Genomic DNA, 14,977 nt, shown 5'->3' with positions numbered 1-14,977 from the left:
GAACGTTATGTTCGCGGCCTTTTTTGTGGCTAGCCACCAGACTTGTTGTAGCGCCAATACCCCATCAGATTGAGCGACTCACGAGGGATCCCGCAGTCCTTGATCAGGTACTTTCGCAAGCTCATGACAGCCGCACTTTCTCCGGCGATCCAGCCGTAAAATCCTTCTTCGGCCGTATTGGCGATTTCCCAAAGAATATCTTTATCGATATCGACCTCAGCGAGTTCGATGGCCTGGTTCGCGGACGAAGCATGAATTGGCAAAGTCGCCTGCCGCACCGCCTCAACCATCAACGTCCCGGCGACGCTCGCATCTGCCTGTTCACGGATCAGCCATTGCACTGCAAGCCCCGGCCAGTCAGGTACTGAAAGCATGTCTTGTGCACTGTCGACCTCGAAGAACGCCTGCGTCTGGGGTGGTTCGGCAAGGGTGGCCAACTCATCAAGAATGCCCATGGCTGCCGGCAATGCCGTCGCGTCGGCAACCAGCAGCAACTGCTTGAGAGCCAGCGGCGGCCGCCATTCAAACCCTCCAGCTTCCTTCGCAGAGAAACGGTTGTCAGGCGCAAGGATCTGCATCGACTCGCCCGGCTGCGCCCGCAGCGCCCAACGCGATGCCGGACCTGTTTCGCCGTGCAAGACGAAATCGATGTCGACTTCACCTTGTTCGGCACGCAAATGACGAATCGTATAAGTACGCATCGCCGGGCGGCGGCTCGCCAACATCGAACGAAAACGCGCGTACCAACCTTCTTCCTGCGCAAGATTTGCAGGAGAACCATCGGCAGCAGGGAAAAATAGTTTGACCCGCTGATCCGGCGCCCAAGTGGCCATGTTGGCAATTTCAGGATCGACGAAGGTGATCCGCATCATATGCGGGCTCAACAGGGTTTTACGTTGCAGCACAGCACTGAAGAGCTTGTAGGGATTGGCGGACGCCATGCGGAGCTCCTTCAATAAATCGTGATTGACTCGTATAAGACGAATCGCATCCGACACCCTTTAGGCTGCTCCGCTGAAAGCCATGTTTACGGCTGGATCGGATGCTCGATCACCACCGATTCAATATTCCGTTTTTTGGCCTTTGCCAATGCCGCATCGACCTGCACCTGCCGAGCTTCGGCCTCAGCCTTGGAGTTGAAAGGTCCAATCAAAATTCGCACTTTGCCGCTGCTGTCCTTGATCACCGTCGGAACAAACGCATGCTCGATCAGCCAGCCGCTCAGATCACTGACAGCCTGAGGCGTTTCGCCGCGCACCTCGAGATCCCACTGTGGAGCAGAGGCCACCGCAGGAGCCGTCGAGACCGCCGTTTTCGGCTTTTGCGCGTCTACACTCTTGCCTTCACCACATCCTGCCAATGCCAGTGCCGCGACCATCCAGACCAATTTGCGCACAACGCTTTCCTCGGAAATCTCAAAGCGGCGATCTTACCATTCATAAATACTTCGCGAGCCCCGTAAAATGGGCACGAAACAACGAGATTGATGATTGCAGCCTCTGTATAGTTACGCCCTGGGAATTAATGCTGCATCTGCGCGTCAGAAAGAGGCACCCAAACCGTGAAAGTTCGCACTAATCTATACCTACCACCGACCTCTGCACTGTCTGAATCAGGTGCCCTACAAAGCAATCAAGGAGAAGACCATGCTGATACTCACCCGCAAAGTCGGTGAAAGCATAAATATTGGCGATGACATCACCATCACCATCCTGGGCGTTAGCGGCCAGCAAGTACGAATTGGCATCAATGCTCCGAAAAACGTTGCGGTGCATCGTGAAGAGATTTACCAGCGCATTCAGGCTGGCCTGACCGCTCCGGACAAGCCACAAACACCCTGAGCCGCATCGCAGTCAGTAGCCAGTTCGTTTGCCCAGCACAATGACTGGCTAGAGTTACACGCGCCGTATTGCCATCCGCTCCCCACTCTGTTGGGCACGGCGCCTGACACACTAATCCCCTTCCGATTCATTCTCCCTATCCCCTGTTGCCGCTCGATATTACCCGCCATTCCAAAGGCTGGCTGTCGGACGATTCCGATAGAGCGCAGGGAATTCGCCTTCCTAAGCGAATGTCACGCCACGCGCCATGCCAGTGGCAGCAACCACCATCAGCACCATCAACAACGCTTCGACATGACTGATTCGCGAGTACAACTTTGCACGCCCGGCATCGAGTGCCGCACCGCGCGCTGAGGCGATGCGCCATTTGACCAACGTGATCATCGGCGCGAGCTCTATCAGCAGAATGAGCACGAACAGTGTCATCTTCAGATGGAACAGTGGCTGATGAAGATAATAGTCAGTGCCCTTCTCGTACCCGCCAAAGGCACGCATCCCGCCCGTTATCAACAGAATCAACGCAGAGATGCCCCACAGATTATCGGCGAGCAACACGCGCCTGACCTCCCCCGCGCCGGCCGCCAAACGGCTGAACGCCGCTCCACGCGTCAGCACCGCCCAAAAGCCCAAGGCAAAAGCCAGCAGATGAATAGCCGCTAGAAACCAATGACCCAGCATCGACACACTCCTTTATGAAGAGTTGAAAATCGGCCAGTCAGTAGTAGTTCAAAAAGTGGAGATTTGCTCGGGCCACATCGCCAGTGATGAAGCAGAGGACCCCGATAGAGAAGTGCCGCAAAAGCCAAATCGCAGGCAAAAAAAATCCCAAGCAGCTGATGGAAGCTTGGGATTAAAAATGCATAAACCGTGGTGGTGAACGCGGAGCGGATATTACTGATTAATCGCTTCAGCGACAATATTTTTTCGATAACCGGTCGGTTAAATAAACGCGTAACTCATTCAATATCCACACTATTTTTATGGACTGAACGTTTGATAGATTTGAATGAAGGACTTAAGTGCTCGACTTGCAAGCCGCGTCATCATCATGAGTAGTGGTGGCAATTCTTCGGAGTGCGGCCGTACGCCGAGGGGAGCGTCGAACTGGAGTTCTGTGGCGGGGGTTTTGCAAATCGCAGACAACAAAAAAGGGCCCACCTTTCGGTGAGCCCTTCTAGACCGCCCAGCAGAGCGGATTTTGTTTGGTAGGCGCGATTGGACTCGAACCAACGACCCCCACCATGTCAAGGTGGTGCTCTAACCAACTGAGCTACGTGCCTGCTGTGAGGCGGCATTCTACGGAATTACGGAGGGGTGTCAACACCTTTTTTTCACCTAACCCTATGAATATGCAAAATATTTAATTTCTGCCCGACGACGTAGATTTTTCAGCGGCTGGCGGAGGTTTTTCAACTCGGGTAGGATCGGCGCACTCGTAAAATATATTAAACAGAGGCTGCAGGATGGCGAACACCCTTTACCCAGAGTCTTATTACGCTGCGTCGGCCAATGCCGTACCGGCACGTCCAGCCTTGCAGGATGATGTGGAGACGGATGTCTGTGTGATTGGTGCCGGGTATACCGGGTTGTCCTCTGCCCTGTTTCTGCTGGAGAGCGGCTTTCGCGTGACCGTGCTGGAAGCGGCCAAAGTCGGTTTCGGCGCATCGGGGCGCAACGGCGGCCAGATCGTTAACAGCTATAGCCGCGACATCGATGTGATCGAACGCACTGTCGGCCCGAAACAAGCGCAACTGCTAGGGCACATGGCCTTCGAAGGCAGCCGGATCATTCGCGAGCGCGTCGCCAAGTACAACATCCAGTGCGATCTGAAGGACGGCGGTGTGTTCGCGGCGCTGTCGGCCAAGCAGATGGGCCACCTGGAATCACAAAAGCGTCTGTGGGAGCGCTTCGGCCATACGCAGCTCGAACTGCTTGATCAACGTCGCATTCGCGAAGTCGTAGCTTGCGATCAGTACATCGGCGGCATGCTCGACATGAGCGGCGGTCACATTCATCCGCTAAATCTGGCGCTTGGCGAAGCAGCGGCGGTCGAATCGCTTGGCGGCACAATCTATGAGCAGTCGCCCGCCATGCGTATCGAACGCGGCGCCAATCCAGTTGTTCATACGCCGCAAGGCAAGGTCAGGGCCAAGTTCATCATCGTCGCCGGTAACGCCTACCTCGGTAATCTGGTGCCGGAACTGGCGGCCAAATCGATGCCGTGCGGCACTCAGGTGATCACCACTGAGCCGTTGGGCGATGAACTGGCGAAAACCCTGCTACCACAGGATTACTGTGTCGAAGACTGCAACTATTTGCTCGACTACTACCGCCTGACGGGCGACAAGCGCCTGATCTTCGGCGGCGGCGTGGTGTATGGCGCACGGGATCCGGCGAACATCGAAGCGATCATCCGCCCGAAAATGCTCAAGGCTTTTCCGCAACTCAAAGATGTGAAGATTGATTACGCCTGGACCGGAAATTTCCTGCTGACCCTGTCGCGTTTACCGCAGGTTGGGCGCCTGGGCGACAACATCTATTACTCGCAAGGTTGCAGCGGCCACGGGGTGACGTACACGCATCTGGCCGGCAAAGTATTGGCCGAGGCATTGCGTGGTCAGGCTGAGCGTTTTGATGCGTTTGCTGATCTGCCGCACTATCCGTTCCCGGGCGGGCAACTGCTGCGCACGCCATTTGCGGCGCTGGGGGCTTGGTATTACGGGTTGCGGGATAAGTATGGGTTCTGATCAGGTTTTCTGATTACAGAAGCACTTGTGGCGAGGGGATTTATCCCCGATGGAGTGCGCAGCAGTCCCCGCTTTTTTAAAAGCAGGGCCGCTTCGCGCCCCATCGGGGATAAATCCCCTCGCCACAGACAACCCCTCTGACCACAGATACCTCCACTGACCACAGATAAATCCCCTCACTACATAAAGATTTACCAATCAGTGTCAGAGCTGATTCCGAGCAATCCCACTGCGGATGCGCAAGATATCCGCCAGCACCGCCAACGCAATTTCCGCCGGTGTCTTGCTGCCAAGGTTTAGACCGATCGGTGCATGAATCCGCGCCAACTCGCCCTCCCCCAAACCGCCAATCCGACGCAAACGCTCGAAGCGTTTCTGCGAAGTCTGCAGCGAGCCCATCACGCCAATGTAGAACGCTTCGGTACGCACCGCTTCCATCATCGCCAAGTCGTCAATGCGCGGATCGTGGGTCAGCGCCACCACCGCCGTATCGCGATGGCAGCCTCCATCGGCAATGAACACCGACGGCAGTTGCCGACGAATCTCCACACCATTGAGCACCACGCCTTCGAGCACTTCATCGCGCGGATCACAGAGGATCACTTCGAAACCGAGGCCGACTGCAAACTCGGCGCACGCCTGCGCGACACTGGAATATCCGGCGAGCAACAGACGTTGCGCCGCACCGATGCGGATCCGCACCCGATCAATCTCCCGCTCGATGCGCGCACCCTGCTCGCGATCAGCGAACAGACTGCGCGCACCGCTGGCCAGATCGACCTCGCGAATCAAACGACGCTGACCGAGCAGCGCCGACTCCAATTCGCGCAGATGCGCCTGCACTTCGCAGTCGGCGTCAAATTTCTCTACCAGCACGTCGAGAATGCCACCACAGGGCAGGCTGACCCGCGAGCGCGGATCATCACCTTCGCCGTAACGCACGACATTGACCGCATCGAGAAACGCACCTTCGGCGACACGTTCGAGAAAATCTTCCTCGACGCAACCACCGGACAGCGACCCGATCCACTGTCCACCGTCATTCACCACCAACAGTGAACCCGGTGCACGCGGTGCCGAGCCGTAGGTGGTCAGCACGGTGCAAAGCCAGATGCGCTGCCCCGCCACCGACCACTCCAGCGCACGTCGCACCACTTGTAGATCGAGATGCTGCATGTCAGTGCGCCTTGTGCTCGATGGTCGGGGCGTCGGCTTGCAGCTTCTGCACGTCGCTCACTGCCAACTCAGCGGATTGACCGCCCCAGCCTTGACGCAGATAGTTCAGCAGATCGGTCAACTGCTCAGGACTGAGCTTGTCGGCAAAACCCGGCATCGGCTGCATGCGCTCGAACCCGGAGAACTTCTGTTCGCCGATACCGTCTTCGATCACGCGCAGCAGGTTGCGTGGATCTTCCAGACGCAGCGTGGTGTTGCCGCGCATGGCCACCGCGATATGCGGTTTGCCTTCGCCACCGACCGCGTGACATCCGGCGCAAACGTTCAAATAGTCCTGACGGCCGCGCTGGGCGCTCGCACTGAGTTTGTCCACCGGCACTTCGACCAGCGCTTTGGCTGCCGGCGGCTGATCGCCGAGCAGGAACGTTGCCATCGCCGCCAGATCAGTATCGGTCAGGCCCTGAGTGCTGTTGTGGAACACCGGGAACATCTCGTTGAACATCGTGCCCTGCGCACTCATGCCGTGCTTGAGGAACGTGCTCAGATCCTGATGATTCCAGCCGCGAGCAGCCAGGTCGGTGGCCAGCAGGCTTGGTGCCAGGTAACCGTTGAGGATGCCGCCGGTCATGCGCTTGTCCATTTGCATCGCGCCCGGCAGGCCGCGTGGCGTATGGCATTCGCCGCAGTGGCCGAGAACGTCGACCATGTATTGGCCGCGTTTCCAGGCTTCGCTTTTGCCTTCAGCAGGCTCGAGCTTCACGGACTTGCCATACATCATGTTCCAGCCCATCAGGCCCAAACGGACGTTGAACGGAAAGCTCAGGCTGGTGACCGGCGCAGCACGCTCGATCGGCTCGATGGTTTTCAGATACGCATGAATCGCGTCGGAATCTTCCCGCGGCACCAGGTGATACGAGGTGTACGGCATCGCCGGATACAGATTCGCACCGTCGCGGCGCTTGCCTTCGGTGAGTGCCGCGAAGAACTCTTCATCGCTGTACAAACCGATGCCGTGCTCTTTGCTTGGCGTGATGTTGGTGCCGTAGATCGTGCCAAACGGCGAGAAAATCGGCAGGCCGCCAGCATACGGTGCACCACCCGGCGCTGTGTGGCAGGCCACGCAGTCGGCAGCGCGGGCGAGATACTCGCCGCGCTTGACCTGATCATCAGCGTGCGCCAACAACAGCGGCGCAGCCAGCCCGACCGCCAGGGTCAGACGGGTCAATAAAAGCTTCATGCTTAACCCTCCTTGACCAGGCCGAGATCGGTCAGCACGTTGCGGGTAGCGTTGTAATAACGCACGTACCCGGTGCAACGACAGATGTGATGGCCGAGGCTGTCCTCGATGACTTGTTCCAGTTGGCTTTTGACGATCGGCTGGCGTTGCAGCTTTTCCACCAGCACGGTCGCAGCGTTGACGAAGCCCGGTGCGCAGTAGCTGCACTGGAAGGCGAACTCGTCGACGAAACGTTGCTGGATCGGGTTCAGCTCGGTGACCTGACCATCCTCGTCACGCTTGGCGTGGCTTTCGATGGTGCGGACTTTTTTGCCTTCGAAGTAATGCGCACCGGTGATGCAGGTGCGAACTTCTTCGCTGGTACCGTCCGGGTTGTCGACGATCACGACGCAGGCGTGGCAGATACCCTGACCACAACCCAGGCGCGAGCCGGTGAGATTCTTGTATTCGTGCAGGTAGTCAATCATCGGCAGGTCATCAGGGATGTCCACCGGGCCGACGGATTGACCGTTGAGGGTCAGTTGAAGCGGACGGTTAGCCATTGAGGGCCTCCTTGATGCGCGCAGCAGTGATTGGCAGATCGCGAACACGTTTACCGATGGCATGCGCCACGGCGTTACCGATGGCACCGACCACGGGGATCATCACCACTTCGGCGATGCCTTTGGACGGATCGCTTGGCGACAGCGGCGGCAGAATTTCCGCCGTCTGTTTCCACACCGCAACGTGACGCGCCATCGGCAGACGGTAACGGTTGAAGTTCCAGTCACCCTCCCCCGGCCCGCCTTCGTACAGCGGCATTTCTTCCATCAATGCGTGGCCGATACCCATGGCGATACCGCCTTCGAGCTGGCCCTTGACCAGTTCTTCGACCAGCACACGCCCGCACTCGACCCACGAATGGTGATTGAGCACTTCGACTTCCGCCGAGCCTTTGTTGACCTTCAGCTCGACCAGCGTGGCGACCGGGCTGTAGTAAGTCACGGCAGCGTTGTTCAGTTGAGTCACCGGGTAGTTGATGTTCTGGCGATCCAGCAGGTGGAAACCGGCAGTGCTCATCAACGCTTGCTTGGCTTTCGGTGCGCCGTCGCCGTACTTCACCGCCAGACCGTCGAGCGGCAGACGCTCTTTGACGCCGTCGATGCTGTATTCGGCCTCAGCCCAGCTCCAGCGGTTGAAACCGTGGACTGTGGCCGCAGTGACCAAGCCACGCTCGTGAGCATGCTTGGCCAGCTCTTCGAAGCTCAGCGGCTGCATGCCGTTGGCGGTCAGTTTGCCATCGACCCAGTGCGCGTCTTCGCGTCGCACCACGTAAGGGTTTGCCTGGCCGCCATAAGGGCCCTGGCGCCAGATCTCCAGCGCCGCCGGCCACAGACCGTGATTGAACAACACACGCGCCGCTTCACGGGTGGCGTGGCTGAAATAGTAAGCGGAGTTGGTCGCGGACGACGCCGAGGCCAATTTGCCCACCCAGCGCGGGTTGCGCAGCAGGTTGTCCTGCTCGGCCTGGCTCATGATGTAAGGGTTGCCGCTGGTGATCAGCTGCATTTCCTTCCATTCGGTTTCGCCAGTTTTCACTTCGTGCGCCGGGCTGCCGAGGAAATCGGCGACGACCAACGCTTGCGAAGTGGACATGCCGGTGCCGATTTCGATGCCGATGTGGCGCAGGGTAATGCGACCGTCGGCAGTGAATTCGATGCTGGCCATCGGCGCTTCGGAGCCGGTACCGAAGTCTTTCTGGCAAATAGCAAAACCAACGCCATACCAGTTATCCGGGTCTGCCGCTTCGCGCTGCTTTTTGATCGCGTCGCGGTTTTTCCAGACTTCGTGCACTGCGGCCTTGTCGAGGATCTCGTGCAGGCGCAATGCACCGGCCGGGATCGCACCCTGGGTGTTTTTCATGCCGGAACGCAGAGCGTTCTTGCGACGCAGATCGATCGCGTCGACCCCCAGGCGATTGGCGATTTCGTCGACCATCATTTCGGTCGCCGCCATGCTTTGCAGGGTGCCGTAGCCGCGCATCGAACCCGCTTCAACACCACGCGAGTGATAGGCGGTGACTTGCAGATCGTTCTGCGGCATGTAGTAGATCGACTGCGCTGCCGTAGCGCCAACCGCCGCAACCGACGGGCTGTAGTTGATCCGGCCACCGCCGTCGACGCTCATTTCGGAGCGGAAAATCTTGAAGCTGTAATCGTTCTTGTCCACCGCCAGTTGGTAACGAATGTCGAACGGGTGACGCTTGATGCCGCTCTGGAACTGCTCGTAGCGGTCGTTGGCCAGACGCACAGGCACACCGGCGCCGTACAGCGCAGCGAGGGCTGCGTAGTAGACGAAGATGTTGTGGTCTTTGGAACCGTACCCCACGGTGTAACCCGGGTGCATGTTCAAGTTGGCCAGGCCGAAGCGCGACGGCGCGATCATTTTCGCGGTATCGGTCGCCGTTTCCAGCGGGCACTGGGTCGCGACAACGAAGTGCAGGGTTTTGGTCTTCGGGTCGTACCAGCCGTTGCCGTTGTCCGGCTCCATGGCGGCCGGCTCGATCGACGGAGTCTTGTAGCGCTCGTCGAACACCAGCCAGTTGTCCGGCGGCGTGTCGATCTCTTTCTTCATGCGATCGGCGTAGAACAGCCCGCGCTCGGTCAGGTTGCCGTGCAGATTCGGCGATGCATTCCACACCGGGCGACGGTTTTTCAGCATCGGGAACAGGATCGAATCCTTGAGGCTGGCGAATTCGTCTTCATCGGCTGAGGTCGGGCCACCCACGCGCACATAGCGGAAGCTGCCGTAGGGGTCGCGCTCGTAGAACGGCACTTGAGCACCGTAACGAATCGCTTTGTCATTGAATTTGAGCTGGTTCTTGGCCTGACGGAAACGCTCGAAATCGTTCCAGATCAGGATCGCCACCGGGTGCCCGATGAACATCGGCACTTTGCCTTCCGGCAGCAGAGGATCCGGAGCGTGTTCCTCCGGGAAGACGATACCGTCCTTGTCCAGGTCAGCAGCGGTCACGATGCGGTCAGGCTGCAAATCGGCGCCTAGCCACGACAGGTCATAGCCGGCATAGATGCGATCAGCCTTGATGGTTTTCAGCAGCATGGCGTGACCTTGCTGCTCAGGCCAGCCCGGCATGTCCTTGGAACGGATGTCGCGGGCGAACACTTTGCTGCCGCAAACCTTGGACAGTGCATCGTTACGCTGACGCGCCTTACCGTTGTTGCCGAGCCACTTCTCGGACGGCACGGTGACGCTGTTTTCCATCAAAGCAGCCAGCGCCTGACTGCTGAGCGGCGTGAGCGTGACGCTCACCCCCGCTACCAGCCCGCCCTGAAGGAATGAGCGCCGGGATATTTCACGGTTGGACATGGATCATCCTCTGGGCGGTTATATGTCCGCCCTTCTGGTTATCTACTGGGAATCTCGAGTCTTGCAGAAGCTCTTTCTGGCGAAGCAAAGAGCTGTGTTGACAGTGCAAAGCTGACCGAAGGGTTCACTTTAAAGGTTTCTGCGCTCGCAGCAAACAACCAGTTACATAAATCTGACTAAAGAATCAAAAAATCAATGCGACGTGGCACCGCAGCTCGCATATCGAGACATTGAAGAAGCTCATTGTGGGAGCGAGCTCGCTCGCGAAAGCACCCTGCCTGCCGACGCGAATCTTGAATGTGCCGACGCCTTCGCGAGCAAGCTCGCTCCCACAGGGATTTATGTTGGATACAGGATTGGCGGAAGGAGAAAAAGAGAGGGAGGTCAAATTTCAGACACAAAAAACCCCGGTCTTTCGACCAGGGTCTTTGCTATCGATTCCGAATCAACCAATGGCTGCTTTCGGTGCTTCAAGGCGTTCAGTGGGCCTTGAAGCAGATATGGCGCAGCGGACGGGACTCGAACCCGCGACCCCCGGCGTGACAGGCCGGTATTCTAACCGACTGAACTACCGCTGCGTATCGCTTTGAGCTTGCGCTCAAGTAACTCTTTGTGATTGAAAGCTTCGGTGCTTTTCAATCGCGAACCAGACAATGTCTGACTCGTTAAATATGGCGCAGCGGACGGGACTCGAACCCGCGACCCCCGGCGTGACAGGCCGGTATTCTAACCGACTGAACTACCGCTGCGCGTCGGTGCAGGCACTTTCAGCCTACCCTCTTGCTTTCGCAAGTTACTCGGAAGTGGTGGGTGATGACGGGATCGAACCGCCGACATTCTGCTTGTAAGGCAGACGCTCTCCCAGCTGAGCTAATCACCCGTTTGCATCTCCGAGGCCGCGAAATTTACGCAGGTAGCGAACCTAAGTCAATAGCAGGATTGAAGTTTTTCTGAAAAAGACAAAATCGAGTCATTCCTGAAGAAGCCATCAACCGTAAGACCGCTATCGCGAGCAGGCTCACTCCCACAGGGATCGCAGCTTCGCAGCCTACTCGCTGTAGATCATCTTCTTGGTCATGCCGCCGTCAACGACGAATTCCTGCCCGGTGACAAACCCGGCATTCCTCGACAACAGCCACGCGACCATCGCCGCGACGTCCTCAACCGTGCCCACCCTGCCCGCCGGGTGCTGAGCGTGATCGGTATCGGTCAACGGTTCGGCACGGCGTGCGGACGGATCGCGCGTATCAATCCAGCCCGGGCTGACGGCGTTGACCCGAATCTCCGGCCCAAGACTGATTGCCAATGCGTGAGTGAGGGCCAGCAGGCCACCCTTGCTCGCCGCATAAGCCTCGGTATCAGGCTCGGACTGTCCGGCACGGGTCGACGCCAGATTGACGATCGAGCCATTGTGCGCCCGCAGATACGGCGCGCAATGCTTGGCCAGCAACATCGGCCCGCTGAGATTCACTGCCAGCACCCGATTCCAGTAAGCCAGATCAAGGCTTTCCAGGGTGATGTTGTGGGGATCAGCCACCGCCGCGTTGCACACCAGCGCATCGAGACGACCAAACTGCCCCAACACCTCGGCCACACCAAGCGCCACCTGGCCTTCATCCGCAACGTCCATGGCGATGAACCAGGCGTGCTCGCCCAGCACCTTCGCCACTTTCGAACCGCGTACGCGATCCAGATCGCTCAGCACCACCTGCCAGCCTTCGCTGATCAGCCACGCAGCGATGCCCAGACCAATGCCGCGCGCGGCACCCGTGACCAACGCAACGCGGCCATGGGTACCCGCTTTCGCAGTGGACAACTCAATCACAGCGCCGCCAGACCGCGCGCCAGGTCGGCTTGCAGGTCGGCCACATCTTCCAGGCCGACCGCAACACGGATCAGGCTGTCACGAATGCCCGCCGCTTCACGCTCCTGCGGCGCCAGACGGCCGTGGGACGTGGTGCTCGGGTGGGTGATGGTGGTCTTGCTGTCGCCGAGGTTGGCGGTGATCGAAATCAACCGGGTGGCATCGATAAAGCGCCACGCGCCCTCTTTGCCGCCCCTGACCTCAAAACTCACCACAGCACCGAAGCCCTTCTGCTGGCGCTGAGCAAGCTCATGCTGTGGATGGCTCTTGAGACCGGCGTAATGCACCTTCTCGATACCGTCCTGCTGCTCCAGCCATTCGGCCAGTTGCTGAGCATTGGCGCAGTGCGCCTTCATGCGCAAGCTCAGAGTTTCCAGACCTTTGAGGAAGATCCATGCGTTGAACGGGCTCAGGGTTGGCCCAGCGGTACGCAGGAAACCGACGATTTCTTTCATCTGCTCGCTACGACCGGCAACCACGCCGCCCATGCAACGACCCTGGCCGTCGATGAACTTGGTGGCTGAGTGCACAACGATATCCGCACCGAGTTTCAGCGGTTGCTGCAGCGCAGGGGTGCAGAAGCAGTTGTCGACCACCAGCATTGCGCCTTTGGCGTGAGCGATTTCAGCCAACGCGGTGATATCCACCAACTCAGCCAGCGGGTTGGATGGCGACTCGACGAACAGCAGCTTGGTGTTGGACTTGATTGCTGCATCCCACGCCGGCAACTCTGCCAGCGGCACATAGTCAACTTCGATGCCGAAACGCTTGAAGTACTTTTCGAACAGGCTGATGGTCGAGCCAAACACGCTGCGCGAGACCAAAACATGATCGCCAGCACTGCACAGGCTCATCACCACCGCCATGATCGCAGCCATACCGGTCGCCGTCGCAACAGCTTGCTCGGCGCTTTCCAGCGCCGCAATGCGCTCTTCGAACGCGCGCACGGTCGGGTTGGTGTAACGCGAGTAAACGTTGCCCGGCACTTCCCCGGCAAATCGCGCGGCCGCATCGGCGGCGGTACGGAACACGTAGCTTGAGGTAAAGAACATCGGATCACCGTGTTCGCCTTCCGGCGTACGGTGCTGACCGGCACGAACGGCCAAGGTATCGAACGCTACGCCATCGAGGTCGCTGTCCAGCCGACCGGCATCCCATTCCTGACTCATGCTGTCACTCCTTGCCGTGTTCTGAATAAATAAAAGTCTTTTGCCAGATACAAAACCGGCCCCTCAGGGCCGGTAGAAACTCAGTTGTTGTACAGACCGATGATCTCACTGACCACTTGAGTCTTGACCTTCGAAAGATCATTGCGAGCCTGCTCGATCTTGTCCAGGTAAGCCTCGTCGACGTCGCCGGTGACGTACTTGCCGTCAAACACTGCGCAATCGAAGTTCTCGATCTTGATCTTGCCGCCGCCGACCGCTTCGATCAAGTCAGGCAAGTCCTGATAGATCAGCCAGTCAGCGCCGATCAGATCAGCCACGTCCTGAGTCGAACGGTTGTGGGCGATCAGCTCGTGAGCGCTTGGCATGTCGATGCCGTAGACGTTCGGGTAGCGAACGGCCGGTGCCGCCGAGCAGAAGTAGACGTTTTTCGCGCCGGCTTCACGGGCCATCTGGATGATCTGCTTGCAGGTGGTGCCACGAACGATCGAGTCGTCGACCAGCATCACGTTCTTGCCGCGGAACTCCAGCTCGATGGCGTTGAGCTTCTGGCGAACCGATTTCTTGCGCGCGGCCTGGCCCGGCATGATGAAGGTACGGCCGATGTAACGGTTCTTGACGAAACCTTCGCGAAATTTCACGCCCAGGTGGTTGGCCAGTTCCAGCGCAGCCGTGCGGCTGGTGTCCGGAATCGGGATGACCACGTCGATGTCGTGCTCAGGACGCTCGCGCAGGATCTTCTCGGCCAGCTTCTCACCCATACGCAGGCGAGCCTTGTAGACCGAAACGCCGTCGATGATCGAGTCCGGACGCGCCAGATAGACGTGTTCGAAGATGCATGGCGTCAGGGACGGGTTGGTCGCGCACTGACGGGTGTGCAGCTTGCCCTCTTCAGTAATGTAGACCGCTTCGCCCGGCGCCAGGTCGCGAATCAGGGTGAAACCGAGTACGTCCAGGGAAACACTTTCCGAGGCAATCATGTACTCGACGCCTTCGTCGGTGTGACGCTGGCCGAACACGATCGGGCGGATGCCGTGCGGGTCACGGAAACCGACGATGCCGTAACCGGTCACCATCGCCACTACCGCGTAACCGCCGACACAACGGTTGTGCACGTCGGTTACGGCAGCAAACACGTCTTCTTCGGTCGGTTGCAGCTTGCCGCGCTGAGCCAGTTCGTGGGCGAACACGTTCAGCAGCACTTCCGAATCGGAACTGGTGTTGACGTGACGCAGATCGGATTCGTAGATCTCTTTGGCCAACTGCTCAACGTTGGTCAGGTTGCCGTTATGCGCCAGAGTAATGCCGTAAGGCGAGTTGACGTAAAACGGCTGGGCTTCGGCCGAAGTCGAGCTTCCCGCGGTCGGATAACGGACGTGGCCGATACCCATGTGGCCGACCAGGCGTTGCATGTGACGCTGTTGGAACACGTCACGCACCAGGCCATTGTCCTTGCGCAAGAACAACCGGCCATCATGGCTGGTCACGATACCGGCAGCGTCCTGTCGTTTGTGCGGTAGATCGTTTTGTTGGTAATTATTGTGATTATTGTTGTTGTTCTTTGTGTTGTTAGTTTCTTT

Annotated in this window: 12 protein-coding genes and 4 tRNA genes; 2 read left to right on the top strand and 14 right to left on the bottom strand. The window is 58.4% G+C overall.

Annotated features, from left to right (window positions below):
- Window positions 1–29: 29 nt before the first annotated feature.
- Together ACIQVE_RS24650 and ACIQVE_RS24645 are read right to left on the bottom strand one after the other, a co-directional pair.
- Window positions 30–941: a siderophore-interacting protein gene (locus ACIQVE_RS24650; protein WP_402813387.1), complete on the bottom strand. Its 912-nt coding sequence runs from the start codon at window positions 939–941 to the stop codon at window positions 30–32.
- 86 nt (window positions 942–1,027) lie between these two features.
- Complete coding sequence (locus ACIQVE_RS24645; RefSeq protein WP_402813384.1) at window positions 1,028–1,396, bottom strand: SPOR domain-containing protein; 369 nt, start codon at window positions 1,394–1,396, stop codon at window positions 1,028–1,030.
- Between the two features lie 250 nt (window positions 1,397–1,646).
- On the opposite strand from ACIQVE_RS24645, the gene csrA reads away from it, so the two are divergent.
- Window positions 1,647–1,841: a carbon storage regulator CsrA gene (gene csrA / locus ACIQVE_RS24640; protein ID WP_003179932.1), complete on the top strand. Its 195-nt coding sequence runs from the start codon at window positions 1,647–1,649 to the stop codon at window positions 1,839–1,841.
- Window positions 1,842–2,063: 222 nt separating this feature from the next.
- Here the strand turns inward: csrA and ACIQVE_RS24635 are convergent, their stop codons facing one another.
- Both ACIQVE_RS24635 and ACIQVE_RS24630 read right to left on the bottom strand, forming a co-directional pair.
- A complete protein-coding gene (locus ACIQVE_RS24635; RefSeq protein WP_402813380.1) occupies window positions 2,064–2,519 on the bottom strand; it encodes a DUF2214 family protein in 456 nt (151 codons plus the stop codon).
- A 525-nt stretch (window positions 2,520–3,044) separates the two neighbouring features.
- Window positions 3,045–3,121: transfer RNA gene (locus ACIQVE_RS24630), tRNA-Val, on the bottom strand.
- Window positions 3,122–3,304: 183 nt separating this feature from the next.
- On the opposite strand from ACIQVE_RS24630, the gene ACIQVE_RS24625 reads away from it, so the two are divergent.
- Window positions 3,305–4,588: an NAD(P)/FAD-dependent oxidoreductase gene (locus ACIQVE_RS24625; RefSeq protein WP_402813377.1), complete on the top strand. Its 1,284-nt coding sequence runs from the start codon at window positions 3,305–3,307 to the stop codon at window positions 4,586–4,588.
- A gap of 204 nt (window positions 4,589–4,792) precedes the next feature.
- Here the strand turns inward: ACIQVE_RS24625 and ACIQVE_RS24620 are convergent, their stop codons facing one another.
- From ACIQVE_RS24620 to purF, 10 genes are all read right to left on the bottom strand, one after another.
- Window positions 4,793–5,764: an XdhC family protein gene (locus tag ACIQVE_RS24620; protein ID WP_402813374.1), complete on the bottom strand. Its 972-nt coding sequence runs from the start codon at window positions 5,762–5,764 to the stop codon at window positions 4,793–4,795.
- A 1-nt stretch (window position 5,765) separates the two neighbouring features.
- Window positions 5,766–7,001 carry a c-type cytochrome gene (locus ACIQVE_RS24615; protein ID WP_402813371.1) on the bottom strand — a complete coding sequence of 412 codons (1,236 nt, stop codon included), beginning with the start codon at window positions 6,999–7,001 and terminating at the stop codon, window positions 5,766–5,768.
- A 2-nt stretch (window positions 7,002–7,003) separates the two neighbouring features.
- Window positions 7,004–7,543, bottom strand: coding sequence for a (2Fe-2S)-binding protein (locus tag ACIQVE_RS24610; protein WP_042558620.1), 540 nt, complete (start codon window positions 7,541–7,543; stop codon window positions 7,004–7,006).
- On the bottom strand, window positions 7,536–10,367 hold the full coding sequence (locus ACIQVE_RS24605; RefSeq protein ID WP_402813367.1) for a xanthine dehydrogenase family protein molybdopterin-binding subunit: 2,832 nt from the start codon (window positions 10,365–10,367) through the stop codon (window positions 7,536–7,538). The genes ACIQVE_RS24610 and ACIQVE_RS24605 overlap by 8 nt, the downstream gene beginning before the upstream one ends.
- A 501-nt stretch (window positions 10,368–10,868) precedes the next feature.
- Window positions 10,869–10,945 (bottom strand) — tRNA-Asp (locus tag ACIQVE_RS24600).
- 94 nt (window positions 10,946–11,039) lie between these two features.
- Window positions 11,040–11,116 (bottom strand) — tRNA-Asp (locus ACIQVE_RS24595).
- Between the two features lie 55 nt (window positions 11,117–11,171).
- Window positions 11,172–11,247 (bottom strand) — tRNA-Val (locus tag ACIQVE_RS24590).
- A gap of 168 nt (window positions 11,248–11,415) precedes the next feature.
- Window positions 11,416–12,192 carry an SDR family oxidoreductase gene (locus ACIQVE_RS24585; protein ID WP_402813364.1) on the bottom strand — a complete coding sequence of 259 codons (777 nt, stop codon included), beginning with the start codon at window positions 12,190–12,192 and terminating at the stop codon, window positions 11,416–11,418.
- Complete coding sequence (locus ACIQVE_RS24580; RefSeq protein WP_402813362.1) at window positions 12,189–13,400, bottom strand: O-succinylhomoserine sulfhydrylase; 1,212 nt, start codon at window positions 13,398–13,400, stop codon at window positions 12,189–12,191. Before ACIQVE_RS24580 ends, ACIQVE_RS24585 begins: the two co-directional genes overlap by 4 nt.
- An 80-nt stretch (window positions 13,401–13,480) precedes the next feature.
- On the bottom strand, window positions 13,481–14,977 hold a 1,497-nt coding region (gene purF / locus ACIQVE_RS24575), incomplete at its 5' end, for an amidophosphoribosyltransferase (RefSeq protein WP_402813360.1).

The organism is Pseudomonas sp. NPDC098747 (genome assembly GCF_044760045.1).
GTDB lineage: Bacteria > Pseudomonadota > Gammaproteobacteria > Pseudomonadales > Pseudomonadaceae > Aquipseudomonas.
This window is presented reverse-complemented; position numbering and strand designations above follow the sequence as displayed.